Here is a 14387-nt window from a genome sequence, read left to right on the forward strand (position 1 = left end):
GGCGCGCTAGCGCCTGTCTCGAAACCTCGCGAGCCGACGCTGGTACTCGCCTGGCGGCGGTTCAGTCGGGTGCCTTCGCTGCGGAGGTTTCGAGAGGGCGCCAGCACGCCTCCTCGACCACCGAGGTGTGGGTCACTCCGTCTCCGATTTCGTCTCCCGCGCCAGGATGTCGTCCATCATCTCGTTGGCCGTCATCCGGCCGGCGACGACGTCGTCGACGTACTGCGCCACCGGCGCGTCGACACCGGACTGCTCGGCCAGCGCCCGCAGCGACGAGCAGGACTTGGCGCCCTCGGCGACCTGGCGGGTCGAGGCGTAGATCTCCTCGGTCGTCATGCCCTGGCCGAGCTTCTCGCCGAAGCTGCGGTTGCGCGACAGTGGTGACGAGCAGGTCGCGACCAGGTCGCCGAGCCCGGCGAGCCCCATCAGGGTCAGCGGGTTGGCACCGAGGGCCATCGCCAGCCGGGCGGTCTCGGCCAGGCCCCGGGTGATGACGGAGGCGGTGGTGTTGTCACCGAACCCCAGCCCGACCGCCATGCCGACCGCCAGGCCGACGACGTTCTTGTAGGCACCGCCCAGCTCGCAGCCGAGCACGTCGGTGCTCGTGTAGGGCCGGAACGCCGGCGAGTGGCAGCGGTCCTGGAGCATCCTGGCGACGTCCTCGTCCGCGCAGGCCACCACCGACGCGGCCGGCTCACGCTGCGCGATCTCCTTCGCCAGGTTGGGTCCGCTGATCACGGCGACCCGCTCGGGTCCCGCGCCGGTCACCTCCGCGATCACCTCGCTCATCCGCTTGAGCGTGCCGAGCTCGACCCCCTTCATCAGGGAGACCATGACCGCGTCCGTCGGGATGTGCGGCGCCCACTCCTCGAGGTTGCCGCGCAGTGTCTGGGACGGCGTGGCGAGGATGACGATGTCGGCACCGTGCGCGGCCTTCTCCACGTCGTGGGTCGCGGACACCGCCGGCGGGAGCTCGATGCCGGGCAGGTAGTCGGAGTTCTCGCGGGACTCGTTGATGTCCTTGGCGACCTCCTCGCGGCGTGCCCAGATCGTCACGTCGTTGCCGCCGTCGGCCAGCACGATCGAGAACGCGGTCCCCCACGACCCCGCTCCGAAGACGGCGATCTTGCCCAGCGAGGTGGTCATCTGCGGCCCTTCTTGTCGGGGAACTTGCGCGGGTTGCCGATCGGCGCGACGCCCGCCGCGCGCGGGTCGAAGCGGGTGGCGGGTGGTTCCTCGCCCCGGACCTCCGCGACCAGCGCGGTGATGGCGTCCATGATCCGGGTGGTGGCCTCGGTGACAGCGGCCGCCGTGTGCTCGCGGGCGACGAGGTCGCTCAGGTCGACCGGGTCGCCGACCTTCATCGTGATCGTCTTGCGCGGGAACAGGTCCGGCTTCGTCGCGTAGGGCGCGAGCAGCTCGTGCGCCCCCCACTGGCCGACCGGGACGACCGGGCACCCGGTCTCGAGGGCGATCCGCGCGGCCCCGGTCTTGCCGGTCATCGGCCAGCTGCCCGGGTCGCGGGTGATCGTCCCCTCCGGGTAGACCACGACGCACTCGCCGGCGCGGACCGCGGCCACCGCCGCGTCGTAGGCACCGAGGGCGTTCCTGCTCATCCGCTCGACCGGGATCTGGCCCGCGGAGCGCAGGAAGGCGCCGAGCGCCCGGTTCCTGAAGAGCCCGGACTTCGCGAGGTAGCGCGGGATCCGCCCGTGGTCCCACAGGAGGTGTGCCGCGGTCAGCGGGTCGACGTGCGAGACGTGGTTGAGCACCACCAGGCACCCGCCGCTCGCCGGGATCTTGTGCCCGTCGATCCAGTGCGGCCTGGTGGTCGCGAGGAGTGCGGGCCGGACGATCGCCACCCCCAGCCCGAAGGCCCAGCCCCGGGGCTCCGAGTTGCGCCGCACACGCCGGACTGCCACGCGCGCAGGCTACCCCTGTCGCATCAGTGCGAGGATCACCCGCGATGTACGTCGTCCTGGTGCCCGTCAAGCCGCCCGCTGTCGGCAAGTCCCGGCTGGCCGAGCTGGGCGACCGCGACCGGCGAGACCTGGCCGCGGCGATCGCGCTCGACACGGTGGAGGCCTGCCGCGCCGCGACCCTGGTCGGCGAGGTCCTGGCGATCACCGACGACGCCGGGTTCGCCGCGGAGCTGGTCGCGATCGGGTGCGCGACGATCCCCGACGGGACCAGCGGGGACCTCAACGGCACCCTGCGCCTGGCCGCCGCGGAGGCGCGCCGGCGCTGGCCGGACCTGGTGCCGGTCGCGGTGCTGGGCGACCTGCCCGCGCTGCGCCCGGCCGAGCTCGACTCGGCCCTGCGTGGCGTCGAGCCCGGTGAGGCGGCGTACGTCGTGGACGCCGACGGCTGGGGCACGACGCTCTACACCGCCCCCTACGACGACTTCCGTCCCAGCTTCGGGACCGGGTCGGCCGCGGCCCACGACGCGGTCGCGCGCCGGCTCCGCGATGCCGCACCGGGACTCCGACGTGACGTGGACGACCTCGCCGACCTCCGGGCCGCGTGGGCGCTCGGCGTCGGACCGCGGACACGCCGACGGGCCGCCCCCCTGCTGGGAGACGGCCCGTCGGACTGAGAGCCGAGCAAGCTCGGCGTGCGCTGCCTAGGACTTCTTGGCGGCCTTCTTCGCAGGTGCCTTCTTGGCGGGTGCCTTCTTCGCAGGTGCCTTCTTGGCGGGCGCCTTCTTCGCAGGTGCCTTCTTGGCCGGCGCCTTCTTCGCGGGAGCCGCCTTCTTGGCCGGCGCCTTCTTCGCAGGTGCCTTCTTGGCCGGCGCCTTCTTGGCCGGAGCCGCCTTCTTGGCCGGGGCCTTCTTCGCCGGGGTGGCCTTCTTGGCGGCCGTGGTCGCCTTCTTGGCGGCCGGAGCGGCAGCAGCAGCAGCCACCTTCGGCAGCTTCTTGGCACCGGAGACGATGTTCTTCAGGTCCTGACCGGCGCTGAACTTCGGCACGGCGGTCTTCTTGGCCTTCATGCGGGCGCCGGTCTGCGGGTTGCGGACCCAACGGGCCTCGCGGACTCGCTTCTCGAACGACCCGAAGCCGGTGATGGCGACCTTCTCGCCCTTCGCCACCTCACGGGTGATGGTGTCGAGCACCGACTCCAGCGCGTGCTGCGCCGCCTTGCGGTTGCCGTCGAAGCGCGTGGCCAGCGCGTCGACGAGTTGTGACTTGTTCACAGTCATTGCCTTTCGAAAGGAATGAGAGCGAGCCGACGCCCGCCTCATGCGCTGCACGCTAGGTACTGGTGGCCGCCGTCACAATGACCACGCCGCACCGTGTCGCGGATATTTCGTCACAAACCCCTGATTTCAGGCGGTTTTCGGCGATTGCGTCGTGATTCCGTAACGTCCGCACCATGCGCGAGGCCACGCTACGCGACATCGAGACGTTCTGGCGCGATCTCTTCGGACTGGCCGCGGACCAGCTCTGGCGGCAGGCCACGGTGCAGCATCCGCACTCGCGGCTCGGCGCATACGAGGGCTGGTACGTCGCCTGGAAGGCGCACGGCGTGCACGTTTCGGCGCCTGCCTCGGCCGACGCCGACGACGTCGCGACACTGCTCGCGATGAGCCCCTCCGAGCTCCAGAACCCAGCGTTCTGGCAGGAGTTCGCGCACCGACGGTCGCTCCGCGTGGTCGGGCCGGCGGTGCATCACTACCTCGACGACGACCCCGGGGTGCCCGCCGACGTCGAGCAGGTCGACCCGGTCCGTCTCACGTTGCTGCGCAACAGGGCCACTCCGCAGGAGTGGGAGGACTCGGGTGTCCCCGAGGCCCTCGCAGCGGGCGGTGAGGCGCTGGCCGTCTGGGGCAGCACGGGTGACGACGAGCGCCCATGGGTGCCGGCGCTGCTGGGCGGAGCTGTGCTGACCGAGACGGCCGGCGCCCGCCGCGACATCGGCCTGCTGGTCGCGCAGGACGCGCGCGGTGGGGGTGTCGGCTTCCGGCTCGGGCAGGCCGCCGCGTCCTACGCGATCTCCTGGCACGGCTGGGCGCGCTGGACCGCCCGGACGAGCAACGGGCCGTCACTGCGGCTTGCGCGCCGGCTGGGCTTCGAGCCGTACGCGACTGCCTTGGCGCTCAAGCGCGCTGAGTGACCGGCTTCCAGCTGGGCCGGGTCGCCTCGTAGGCCGCGATGTCGTCCGCGTGGGACAGCGTGATGCCGACGTCGTCGAGCCCCTCGAGGAGCCGCCACCGCGTGTAGTCGTCGATGTCGAAGGAGTCCTCGATCGCGCCCGGCCCCTCTCCGGCGCGCACGGTGCGCGACTCGAGGTCGACGGTCACCGTGGCACCGGGGTTGGCCTCGAGGTGGTCCCACAACCGCTGGACGACCTTCTCGTCGACCTGCGCCGCGAGCAGCCCGGCCTTGCCGGAGTTGCCCCGGAAGATGTCGCCGAACCGGGGTGCGATGACCGCCCGAAAGCCGTAGTTCTGCAGGGCCCAGACGGCGTGCTCGCGGGACGAGCCGGTGCCGAAGTCGATGCCCGCGACCAGCACGGAGCCGGCGGCGTACTCGGCGCGGTTGAGCACGAACGACGGGTCGTTGCGCCAGGCCGCGAACAGGCCGTCCTCGAAGCCGCTGCGGGTGACCCGCTTGAGGTACTCGGCGGGGATGATCTGGTCGGTGTCGACGTTGCTGCGGCGCAGCGGGACCCCGACGCCGGTGTGGCTGGTGAAGGCATCCATCAGCGGGCCCCTTCCAGGACGGGCTCGAGGTCGGCAGGCGAGGACAGCGTGCCGCGGACCGCGGTGGCCGCCGCGACGGGCACGGAGACCAGGTGGGTGCGACCACCCTTGCCCTGCCGGCCCTCGAAGTTGCGGTTGGACGTCGACGCGCTGCGCTCGCCCGGCTGCAGGGTGTCGGGGTTCATGCCGAGGCACATCGAGCAGCCCGCGCCGCGCCACTCGGCGCCCGCCTCCTTGAAGATCACGTCGAGGCCCTCCTCCTCGGCCTGCAGGCGGACCCGCACCGAGCCGGGGACGACCAGCATCCGGGTGTTCTCGTCGACCCGGCGGCCCTCGATGATCGAGGCGGCGAGCCGCAGGTCCTCGATCCGGCCGTTGGTGCACGACCCCACGAAGACGGTGTCGACCTTGACCTCGCGCATCGGGGTGCCGGCCTCGAGCGCCATGTAGGCGAGCGCCTTCTCCGCGGCGACCCGGTCGATGGCCTCGTCGAAGTCCTCGGGGTGCGGGACCGTGCCACCGAGGGGGACGCCCTGGCCCGGGTTGGTGCCCCAGGTGACGAACGGCGTCATCTCGGAGGCGTCCAGCACGATCTCCGCGTCGTACTCGGCGTCGTCGTCGGTGACCAGCGTCTTCCACTCGGCGACGGCCGCGTCCCAGTCGGCACCCTTCGGCGCCTCGGGGCGGCCCTCGATGTAGTCGAACGTCGTCTGGTCGGGGGCGATCAGCCCGGCCTTGGCGCCCCACTCGATGCTCATGTTGCAGACCGTCATCCGGCCCTCCATCGAGAGCTCCTCGATGGCTTGGCCGCGGTACTCGACGATGTAGCCCTGACCGCCGCCGGTGCCGGTGTGCGTGATCAGCGTCAGCACGAGGTCCTTGGCGGTGACGCCGGGCGGCAGGCTGCCGTTGACGGTGACCGCCATGGTCTTCGGCTTGGCCTGCATCAGCGTCTGGGTGGCCAGCACGTGCTCGACCTCGGAGGTGCCGATGCCGAACGCGATGGCGCCGAACGCGCCGTGCGTGCTGGTGTGGCTGTCGCCGCAGACGATGGTCATCCCGGGCTGGGTGAGCCCGAGCTGCGGGCCGACGACGTGGACGATGCCCTGCTCGACGTCGCCGAGCGGGTGCAGCCGGATGCCGAACTCCGCTGCGTTGCGACGCATCGTCTCGATCTGCGTGCGCGACACCGGGTCCGCGATCGGCTTGTCCTGGTCGATCGTCGGGACGTTGTGGTCCTCGGTCGCCAGGGTGAGGTCGGGCCTGCGGACCGTGCGGCCCGCGAGCCGGAGGCCGTCGAAGGCCTGCGGCGAGGTCACCTCGTGGATCAGGTGCAGGTCGATGTAGAGGAGGTCGGGCTCACCGGGCACCGAGCGCACGACGTGCGCGTCCCAGACCTTCTCCGCGAGCGTCTTTCCCATGGCACGATCATAGACCTTGCGTCCCATGATCTGAGACGGCAGTATTGCTATATGGACACCAGCGGAGTGGGCGTGCTCGACAAGGCCGCTCTCGTGCTCACCGCCCTCGAGTCCGGACCAGCCACCCTCGCCGGCCTGGTCGCGGCCACCGGCCTCGCCCGGCCCACGGCCCATCGTCTCGCGGTCGCGCTGGAGCACCACCGGCTGGTGGCCAGGGACATGCAGGGCAGGTTCGTCCTCGGCCCGCGGCTGGCCGAGCTGTCCGCGGCCGCAGGCGAGGACCGGCTGCTGGCCGCCGCCGGCCCGGTGCTCGCGCGGCTGCGCGACATCACTGGTGAGTCGGCCCAGCTCTGGCGGCGACAGGGCGACCACCGCGTGTGCGTCGCCGCCGCGGAGCGCCCCTCGGGCCTGCGCGACACCATCCCCGTCGGGTCCCAGCTGACCATGCGCGCCGGTTCCGCAGCCCAGGTCCTGCTGGCCTGGGAGGACCCGGAGCGGATGCACCGCGGCCTGCAGAACGCCGCCTTCTCGGCCGCCGCCCTCTCGGGGATCCGGCGCCGCGGCTGGGCGCAGTCAGTCGGCGAGCGCGAACAGGGGGTCGCGTCCGTCTCCGCCCCGGTCCGCTCCCCCGGCGGCAAGATCATTGCGGCCGTCTCCGTCAGCGGTCCGCTCGAGCGGCTCTCGCGCCAGCCCGGCCGGATGCACGCACCTGCCGTGCTCGCCGCCGCCGAGCGGCTCTCGGAGTCGCTGCGCCGGGCCGCCGCCGAGTGAGCGTCGTCATCCGGTTCCTCCTCAGGACCGTCGTCCTCGCCGCGCTCAACGCCCTGCTGATCCTGGCGTGGCTGAGCTCCGAGGCGGCCGAGGACCCGCTGGGGCTGGGCCTGCTGGTCTTCGCGATCTACGTCGTGGTCGCACTCGGGTGGGGCCTGGTCGACGGCGTCCGGCACGGCGTCGGGCCGTCGGCGCTGGTGTGGTTGCTGGTCGGCCTGGCGACCGGGGCACTCGTCCCCCTCATCACGGTCATCGACACGGGCGAGACGGCCACGCTCGGCGACGACCTGGCGAGCACGGTTCCGTTCTTCACGCTCCTCATCCTGGTCCCGGCCGTGGTCGGGATCGCCGTGGGCACGGCCATCCGAGCCGTGCGGAGCTGAGCACCCGGCCTCAGGCGTCCGCCGGCGCCGCGGACGACGGTGGCTCCATGACGCTCGCGCGCATCGTCCTCCAGGTCCTGCTCCGCACCGCCGTCCTCGCGTTCGGCCTGGTCGCCTACGACCTCGGGTACGACGAGGTGGTGACACCGACTCCGGGCGACGCGGACATCGGCAAGGGCCTGCTGGCGTTCCTCCTCGTCATCGTCGCCAGCACGGTGTGGGCCGGCATCGACGGGCTGCGCCACCGGCCCCTGGTGTGGCTGGTCGTCTGGGCCGTCACCGCACTCGGAGTGGGCATCGGATGGGAGTACGTGGCCGGCCTCCTCGACGACTCGCGGGAGCACGTCGAGCTCGGGGTCGACCTGTTCTTCGCCCAGCTCGTGCTCTGGCCGGCGTACGTCGCCGCCGGCTTCGCGTGGCTGGTCTCCGGGCGCCGCCGCGTCGGTGTCCCAGCCACCCGCTGATCGAGGCTGTCGGGATCCCGCAAGGTAGGCACCCGCCCGGCCAGCTGAGGTCAGGTTGGCCTTCGCTGCGGGAGTCTCGACCGGCTCCGTCGCGGCATCAGAAGAGCGCATCCTGCTCGAGCTCGAGCAGCTTCTGCTTGCGGTCCAGCCCGCCGGCGTAGCCGGTGAGCGTCCCGTTGGCGCCGATCACCCGGTGGCACGGGATCACGATCGGGATCGGGTTGCGGCCGTTGGCCAGGCCGACCGCCCGGGAGGCGGCGTTGGTCATGCCGAGCCGCAGGGCGATCTCTCCGTAGGACGCGGTCTCGCCGTAGCCGATGGTCTGCAGCTCCTTCCAGACGCGCTGCTGGAAGTCGCTGCCGACCGGGGCGAGCGGCAGGTCGAAGTCGGTGAGCTCCCCCGCGAAGTAGGCGGCCAGCTGCCGTGCGGTCTCGGTGAGCACGGGGTGGGCGTCGTCCCGACCGCCGCGCGGCCGGCCGTCGCCGCTCTGCCCGATGCTGGGGAACGGCGAGAACTCGATCTGGGTCACCTCGCCGTCGCGCTCCACCAGCCGCAGCTCGCCGATCGGTGAGTCGATCACGGTCCACATGTCAGTTCTCCTTCGGTTGGTCGGCGGCCGGCACGGCAGGCATGAGGGTGTTCCACAGGTGCATCAGGGCGTAGGACCGCCACGGCCGCCAGCGGTCGCTGTGCGCGAGCACGTCGACCGGCTCGTGGCCCAGGCCCGTCAGCGCGTTGCGGACGCCGATGTCGGTCGGCAGGAAGACGTCCGGGTGCCCGAGGGCACGCATCGCGACGTAGTCCGCGGTCCACGGCCCGATGCCGGGCAGGGCGACCAGAGCGCGCCGCACGTCGTCGCGGTCGGGTCCACGGTCCAGGGCGACGGCACCGGAGGCGAGGGCCGACGCGAGCCCGACCAGCGCGCGGCCCCGCGCCCGCGGCATCGGCAGGGTCGCCGGGTCGACCCCGGCCAGGGAGGCCGCATCGGGGAACAGGTGCGTCAGGCCCGGGATGTCGGTCTCGACCCTGCGTCCGAGCTGGGCGACCAGGCGCCCGGCCACCGTGCACGCGCCCGCGACGCTGACCTGCTGGCCGATCACGGTGCGGATCGCGGTCTCGTCGCCGTCGACCTGCCCGGGCACGCGCAGCCCCGGCGTGGCCCGCACCAGTGGGCCGATGACCGGGTCGCCGGCGAACTCGTCGTCCACGGCCAGCGGGTCGCAGTCGGCGTCGACGAGGCGCCGGGCGCGTTCGACGGCCGCCGAGGTGTCCCTCAGGTCGTGCAGGACGAAGCGCGCCGACACGAACGCCGTCTCGCCCGCGACCGGGGCGTCGGCGAGCTCGAGGCGGACCGTGCCGGGCCCGTGCGGGAGGTCGAGCGTCCGGGCGTACCAGCCGGCTCCGGCGGTCTCGACGCCCGGCACGAGGTGGTGGGCCAGGAAGTCCAGCAACCGGGTGCCGGCGAACGGCGTGCGGACCGCGAGCCGCATCGTGACCGCCCCGGGGCTGGTCACCCGGCCCCGGCGGCCGCGCAGCTCCGACGGGCTGGCGGCGTAGACCTCCCGCACGGTGTCGTTGAACTGCCGGACGCTGGCGAAACCCGAGGCGAAGGCGACATCGGCGAACCCCAGCTCGGTGGTCTCGATGAGCACCCGGGCGGTCTGGGCGCGGCGAGCCCGGGCCAGCGCTAGGGGACCCGCGCCGAGCTCGGCGGTCAGCAGCCGGCTCAGGTGCCTCGGCGTGTAGCCGACCCGGCGGGAGAGCCCCTCGACTCCCTCGCGGTCGACGACGCCGTCGGCGATCAGCCGCATCGCGCGGCCGGCGGCGGTGGCCGCGACGTCCCAGTCGGGGCTGCCCGGCGTCGCGTCCGGCAGGCAGCGCTTGCAGGCGCGGTAGCCGGCGGCCTGCGCGGCGGCCGCACTCGCGTGGAAGGACACGTTGGCGTACGCCGGGGTGCGCGCCGGGCACGACGGCCGGCAGTAGATCCCGGTCGTGCGCACCGCGACGTAGAAGACGCCGTCGAACCGACGGTCGCGCGACTTCACCGCGCGGTAGCAGCTCTCCGGGTCGAGCCTGGCGTCGATGCTCACGAGTGCCATCCTGGCGTACGCCACCGACTCGATCTCGCGGGAATCGGACACGAGGATGCCGGGGTTCCTTCACGTCGTCTGCGACCCTTCACCCATGACCGCGACGAGCACCGCGCCGGACCCTCGGCGCACGGTGCTGCGCGTCATCGTCGTCACCCTGCTGGTGCTGGCTCTGACGACCGCGGTCACGGTGATGGTGGCCTACCAGAGGCTCGACGAGAACGTCCTCCCGGGCGCTCCGATCCCGGACCAGGAACCGAAGCCGAAGGCGGTGGGCGGCGAGCCGCTGAACATCGTGGTCATGGGCTCCGACTCGCGTGAGGGTGCCGGCAACGACATCGACAGCGACACCTCCACGGGCCGACGCTCCGACACCACGATCCTGGTGCACGTCTCGGGCGACCGGAAGGAGGTCTACGGGGTCAGTTTGCCGCGCGATGCCCTCGTCACCCGACCGGACTGCGAGGGGCCGGACGGCGAGACGGTCCCCGGCGGTGAGCTCGAGATGTTCAACAGCGCCTTCTCGGTCGGCGGCGAGGCCTGCACGGTCCAGATGATCCACGAGCTGACCGGCGTCTACATCGACCACTACATCTCCGTGGACTTCAACGGATTCAAGAAGATGGTCGACGCGGTCAAGGGCGTCACCGTCTGCATCCCGGAGGACGTCGACGACCCGAAGACCGGGATCTCGTTCGACGCGGGAACCCAGGAGCTGGACGGGCAGCAGGCACTCGACTACGTCAGGGAGCGCAGCCAGCTGTCCGCCAACGCCGACATCGGCCGGATGAAGCGGCAGCAGGCCTTCGTCGCCTCGATGATCAACAAGGTCATCTCGGCGGGGACCCTGACCCGCCCGTTCCGGGTCTACGAGTTCGTCGAGGCGGCCACCGAGTCGATCACCCCCGACCCCGACCTCGCGTCCCTGGACAAGCTGGCCAAGCTGGCCCGACAGTTCCGCGAGACCAACCTGGACGACATCGAGTTCATCACCGTGCCCTTCATGGAGTACGAGCCCGATCCCAACCGGCTCGTCTGGGCACCACAGGCCGACGAGCTGTGGGCGCGGATCATCGCCGACAAGCCGCTCAACAAGAAGCTCAGCGGCGAGGTCGTGACCGCGAGCGACCCGGTCGGTCCCTCGTCACCCGGAGATGGATCGTCCGAGTCACCATCGGCGTCCGGTACGCCCGGGGGCGACGTCGAGGCCACGGCGACCGAGAACGGGCTCTGCGCCTGACCTGCCGCTGAGCCGAGGGATGGTCTAGCGCTGCCTGACGGGCCTCCCCGCGGCGGACCACACTGCTGGGATGACGGTGGTCTTCGTCTGCGTAGTGGGAGCGAGGTTCCTGCTGCCCTTGCTCATCCCGAGGTTCCCGCTCCCGGCGATCATCGCGTGCCTGGTGCTGGACGGCGTCGACCAGACGATCTTCCAGAGCTTCGGCTACGACCCGCCGGGCTACCAGGGCTACGACAAGGCGATGGACGTCTACTACCTGGCCGTGGCCTACCTCGCCACGCTGCGCAACTGGACGAGCGGGCCGGCGTTCGTCGTCGGACGCTTCCTGTACTTCTACCGACTGGTCGGCGTCGTGGCCTTCGAGCTGTCGCACGCGAGACCCCTCCTGCTCGTGTTCCCCAACACCTTCGAGTACTTCTTCATCGCCTACGAGGCGGTCCGGGCACGCTGGAGCCCACTGCGGCTCCTGTTGTCCGGCTGGGTCCTCGTGGCCGCCCTCATCTGGGTCGTGGTCAAGCTGCCGCAGGAGTACTGGATCCACATCGCCAAGCTCGACCTGACCGACCTCCTCGCCGACCACCCGTGGGCGGGTCTCGTCGTGGGGATCGCCCTGGTCGCCGCTGTGAGCGCGGCGTGGTGGGTCAGCCGGCCCCGTACCCCCGATCCCGACTGGCCGTGGCGGTGGACCGCCGACCCGCTGCCCGAGCAGATCGACGAGGGCCACGAGGTGGCTGCCTGGCACGTCGAGCACGGACGCGTGTGGTCCTGGCCGACCCTGGAGAAGGTCGCATTGGTGTCGCTCCTGTCCGTCGTGTTCGCGCAGACCCTGCCCGGGGTCAGGAGCACCGACCTCGAGCTGGCCGTCAGCACCGGGGTCCTGGTCGTCGTCAACGCATCGATCTCCCTGGCCGCGTCGCGGCGCTCGGTGTCCTTCGAGTCGCTGGCGGTCGCCTTCGGGGTCCGCCTGCTCGTCAACGTCGGGCTCGTGGTCCTGGCGTCGTGGCTGCTCGGCAGCGCGTCGGTCAACGAGGGGGCGACGGTGTTCTTCCTGTTCCTGCTCAGTCTCCTGACGACGATGCACGACCGGTGGCTCCCGGTCCGCGAGTTCCGGCGCGCCAGCGGACCCGGCGAGGCGCCGGGTCACGTGTCCTCGTCCGGGTCGCCCGCCTGAGGTCGAACGTCACCGAACCCGGGACGTTGGACCCGGGACGGCGTCGCCGCGCCGACCCAGACTGGGGCCATCGAGCACCAGGAGGACGAGATGACCACGCGACCCGACCAGGCGGTGTCCACCATCATGAGCTGGCCGGTGGCGACCATCGAGCACCAGGCGACGCTGGCCGAGGCGGCCGAGGCGCTGACCGCCGACACCATCGGCGCGCTGCTCGTGCTGCACGAAGGAGGTCTGGTCGGCGTCCTGTCCGAGCGTGATGTCGTCGTCCACGTCGCGGCAGGGGCCAACCTGTCCCACCTGCTGGTCGAGGAGGTCATGGCCACCGACATCGTGACCGTCCAGTCGGACGCCACGATCGTGGAGGCGGCTCGGACGATGGTCGAGTCCGAGGTGCGCCACCTCCCGGTCATGCACGACAACCTGATCGCGGGGGTCGTGTCCATCCGCGACGTGGTCGCCGTGCTCGCCGCCGGCGCGTCCGACGACGACGTGCTGGTCGTGCCGAGCGGCACCCGGGTCCTGGTCGTCAGCGGCTGACCCAGCCGCTGACCCGCGTGCCTCAGCCTGACGTCGCGTCCACGACCAGCATCGGGACCTGGCAGCGGCGGAGCAGCTCGCGGACCGTCGCGCCCAGAGGAGCACCGGCGTCGGACCCGCGGTGGTGGCGTCCGACGACCACCAGACAGCTCCCCTCGGCGCGCTCGGCCAGCACCTCGGCCGCGTGCGCCGCCCCCCGGACCAGGACCTCGACGTCGAGGCCCACGACGGGGAACAACGACGGTGGCGGGTCGTCTCGGACGGCCTGCACCACCTGGAGACCCACCCCGCGCCGGGTCGCCTCCTGCAGAGCGACCTCGGCCACCACCCGGTCGCGCACCGGGTCCTCGACCGCCGCCAGCACCCCGGCAGCCTCTCGATCCGGACGCCAGCGGTCGGGGACGGCGGCCACCGGACAGTGCGAGACGGCGGCGGCCCCGGCGGTCACCGACATCGTCGGGGTGTCACCGCGCGGTCCGGCGCCATGGTGCTGGAGCACCATCACGCAGGCGTGGCCGCTGAGCGACTCGAGGGCTGCCACCGCAGACCCGTGAGACAGCTCCGAGCTCACGCCCACCTCCTCCGGGTCGGTCCCGAGATCACCGACCAGCGCCTTCGCGCGGGCGGCGGTCTCGCCGAGGAGCCGCTGCGCAGCCCGCCGCAGGTCGTGCTCGTCGAGGCGGAGGTCGTCGGGGACGCAGGACCACCATCCGACCGGACGCTCGACGTGGAGGAGGTGGAGCCCGGTCCCGCGCCGGATGGCCTCCGGGACGGCGTACTGCAGCGCGGCCTCGCAACCGTGCGGGTCGACCCCGACCAGCACCTTGGGTGGATCGCTGTCCCACATGACGGCTCCTACTCGACCGCGCGCCGCGAGTACATCGACGCCTCCGGGTCACCGCCGGAACCGATCCGTCGCCCGGTGAGCTCCGTCCAGGCCAGGCGTAGCTCGGCGGTGCGGTCGCCGCCGGCCCACGGGCGGGCCCGCTCCCCCGGCGGACGCGGCGCCGGGTCAGCGACCACGATGCCGCGGCCGTGGGCGAGCACGCTCCAGCCGCGCCACCGGTCCTCCTCGACACCGTCCACCTCGAAGACGAGCCTGCGCCCGTGCCCGTACCGGGCAAGCGTCCCGTCGGCTGTGGTCCGGATGACGACGGCGTCCTCGTGGATCGCGTAGTTGACCGGCAGGATGACCGGCCCTCGGGGCGTGCAGAGGCCGACGCGGCCGAACGTGCCGCGGCGGAGCAGTCGTTCGCACTGGACCGGGTCCAGCTCGTGCAGGGCTGGCATGGCACCAGCGTGACGGCGGCCACACTCTCCGCGCAGGGCACTAGGTCCCGCGTGGCAAGGACCCCGGCCAGGAGTGCAGCGCCTCCGAGGACGACCACCACAGCCGGCCGTAGACGGCCAGCCCCAGCACCCAGGTCAGCGCCATCGCCGTGCGGACGTCGTCCCTCCACACACCGGCCAGCGAGGCCACTCCGGCTCCCACCGCCAGGAGGCACACGCCGAGGCCCACGGCCGCCTGCACGCGAGCCCTCCCGCCCAGCACGTCGGCCCAGGCCACCAGGCGCGCCGCGTCGACCAGGACCATCAGACCGAGGC

18 protein-coding genes are annotated in these 14387 nt (G+C 72.1%); 8 read left to right on the plus strand and 10 right to left on the minus strand.

Annotated features, from left to right (window positions below; genetic code table 11):
• Positions 1-132: 132 nt before the first annotated feature.
• Together JHD21_RS04685 and JHD21_RS04690 are read right to left on the minus strand one after the other, a co-directional pair.
• On the minus strand, positions 133-1146 hold the full coding sequence (locus tag JHD21_RS04685; RefSeq protein ID WP_292672052.1) for an NAD(P)H-dependent glycerol-3-phosphate dehydrogenase: 1014 nt from the start codon (positions 1144-1146) through the stop codon (positions 133-135).
• Complete coding sequence (locus JHD21_RS04690) at positions 1143-1922, minus strand: lysophospholipid acyltransferase family protein (RefSeq protein WP_292672053.1); 780 nt, start codon at positions 1920-1922, stop codon at positions 1143-1145. The genes JHD21_RS04685 and JHD21_RS04690 overlap by 4 nt, the downstream gene beginning before the upstream one ends.
• 44 nt (positions 1923-1966) lie before the next feature.
• On the opposite strand from JHD21_RS04690, the gene cofC reads away from it, so the two are divergent.
• Positions 1967-2596, plus strand: a complete 630-nt coding sequence (gene cofC, locus JHD21_RS04695; protein ID WP_292672054.1) for a 2-phospho-L-lactate guanylyltransferase — start codon at positions 1967-1969, stop codon at positions 2594-2596.
• Between the two features lie 27 nt (positions 2597-2623).
• Here cofC and JHD21_RS04700 read toward each other — a convergent pair whose 3' ends face one another.
• A complete protein-coding gene (locus JHD21_RS04700; RefSeq protein WP_292672055.1) occupies positions 2624-3193 on the minus strand; it encodes an HU family DNA-binding protein in 570 nt (189 codons plus the stop codon).
• Between the two features lie 179 nt (positions 3194-3372).
• Here JHD21_RS04700 and JHD21_RS04705 point away from each other — a divergent pair, with 179 nt between their 5' ends.
• Positions 3373-4113, plus strand: coding sequence for a GNAT family N-acetyltransferase (locus tag JHD21_RS04705; protein WP_292672057.1), 741 nt, complete (start codon positions 3373-3375; stop codon positions 4111-4113).
• Here JHD21_RS04705 and leuD read toward each other — a convergent pair.
• Positions 4097-4702, minus strand: a complete 606-nt coding sequence (gene leuD / locus JHD21_RS04710) for a 3-isopropylmalate dehydratase small subunit (RefSeq protein ID WP_292672058.1) — start codon at positions 4700-4702, stop codon at positions 4097-4099. The two genes, JHD21_RS04705 and leuD, sit on opposite strands and share 17 nt — an antisense overlap.
• A complete protein-coding gene (leuC, locus tag JHD21_RS04715; RefSeq protein WP_292672060.1) occupies positions 4702-6123 on the minus strand; it encodes a 3-isopropylmalate dehydratase large subunit in 1422 nt (473 codons plus the stop codon). The genes leuD and leuC overlap by 1 nt, the downstream gene beginning before the upstream one ends.
• 51 nt (positions 6124-6174) lie before the next feature.
• Between leuC and JHD21_RS04720 the strand changes: the two genes are divergently transcribed.
• The 3 genes from JHD21_RS04720 to JHD21_RS04730 are packed head-to-tail and all read left to right on the plus strand — an operon-like array spanning position 6175 to position 7741.
• Positions 6175-6894 (plus strand): IclR family transcriptional regulator, encoded by a 720-nt coding sequence (locus tag JHD21_RS04720; protein ID WP_292672061.1) that lies wholly within the window; start codon positions 6175-6177, stop codon positions 6892-6894.
• Positions 6891-7277: a hypothetical protein gene (locus tag JHD21_RS04725; protein ID WP_292672062.1), complete on the plus strand. Its 387-nt coding sequence runs from the start codon at positions 6891-6893 to the stop codon at positions 7275-7277. Before JHD21_RS04720 ends, JHD21_RS04725 begins: the two co-directional genes overlap by 4 nt.
• A 47-nt stretch (positions 7278-7324) precedes the next feature.
• Positions 7325-7741, plus strand: coding sequence for a hypothetical protein (locus JHD21_RS04730; protein ID WP_292672063.1), 417 nt, complete (start codon positions 7325-7327; stop codon positions 7739-7741).
• Between the two features lie 97 nt (positions 7742-7838).
• On the opposite strand, the gene JHD21_RS04735 is transcribed toward JHD21_RS04730, so the two are convergent.
• Complete coding sequence (locus tag JHD21_RS04735) at positions 7839-8330, minus strand: methylated-DNA--[protein]-cysteine S-methyltransferase (protein ID WP_292672065.1); 492 nt, start codon at positions 8328-8330, stop codon at positions 7839-7841.
• A 1-nt stretch (position 8331) separates the two neighbouring features.
• Positions 8332-9840, minus strand: coding sequence for a DNA-3-methyladenine glycosylase 2 (locus JHD21_RS04740; RefSeq protein WP_292672081.1), 1509 nt, complete (start codon positions 9838-9840; stop codon positions 8332-8334).
• Between the two features lie 85 nt (positions 9841-9925).
• Between JHD21_RS04740 and JHD21_RS04745 the strand changes: the two genes are divergently transcribed.
• From JHD21_RS04745 to JHD21_RS04755, 3 genes are all read left to right on the plus strand, one after another.
• The gene (locus JHD21_RS04745; protein WP_292672067.1) at positions 9926-11071 is read left to right on the plus strand and encodes an LCP family protein; all 1146 of its coding nucleotides are present in this window, start codon (positions 9926-9928) and stop codon (positions 11069-11071) included.
• Between the two features lie 70 nt (positions 11072-11141).
• Positions 11142-12242, plus strand: coding sequence for a hypothetical protein (locus JHD21_RS04750; RefSeq protein WP_292672069.1), 1101 nt, complete (start codon positions 11142-11144; stop codon positions 12240-12242).
• Positions 12243-12332: 90 nt separating this feature from the next.
• The gene (locus JHD21_RS04755; RefSeq protein ID WP_292672071.1) at positions 12333-12782 is read left to right on the plus strand and encodes a CBS domain-containing protein; all 450 of its coding nucleotides are present in this window, start codon (positions 12333-12335) and stop codon (positions 12780-12782) included.
• Between the two features lie 22 nt (positions 12783-12804).
• Here JHD21_RS04755 and JHD21_RS04760 read toward each other — a convergent pair whose 3' ends face one another.
• The 3 genes from JHD21_RS04760 to JHD21_RS04770 form a co-directional block, all read right to left on the minus strand.
• Positions 12805-13629 carry a universal stress protein gene (locus tag JHD21_RS04760; protein ID WP_292672073.1) on the minus strand — a complete coding sequence of 275 codons (825 nt, stop codon included), beginning with the start codon at positions 13627-13629 and terminating at the stop codon, positions 12805-12807.
• Positions 13630-13637: 8 nt separating this feature from the next.
• Positions 13638-14072 carry a pyridoxamine 5'-phosphate oxidase family protein gene (locus JHD21_RS04765; RefSeq protein ID WP_292672075.1) on the minus strand — a complete coding sequence of 145 codons (435 nt, stop codon included), beginning with the start codon at positions 14070-14072 and terminating at the stop codon, positions 13638-13640.
• A gap of 40 nt (positions 14073-14112) precedes the next feature.
• Positions 14113-14387, minus strand: a 275-nt coding sequence (locus JHD21_RS04770; RefSeq protein WP_292672077.1) for a hypothetical protein, incomplete at its 5' end; no start/stop codon positions are given.

Origin of the sequence: Nocardioides sp. (assembly GCF_016462705.1) — a bacterium.
Classification (GTDB): Bacteria; Actinomycetota; Actinomycetes; order Propionibacteriales; family Nocardioidaceae; genus Nocardioides.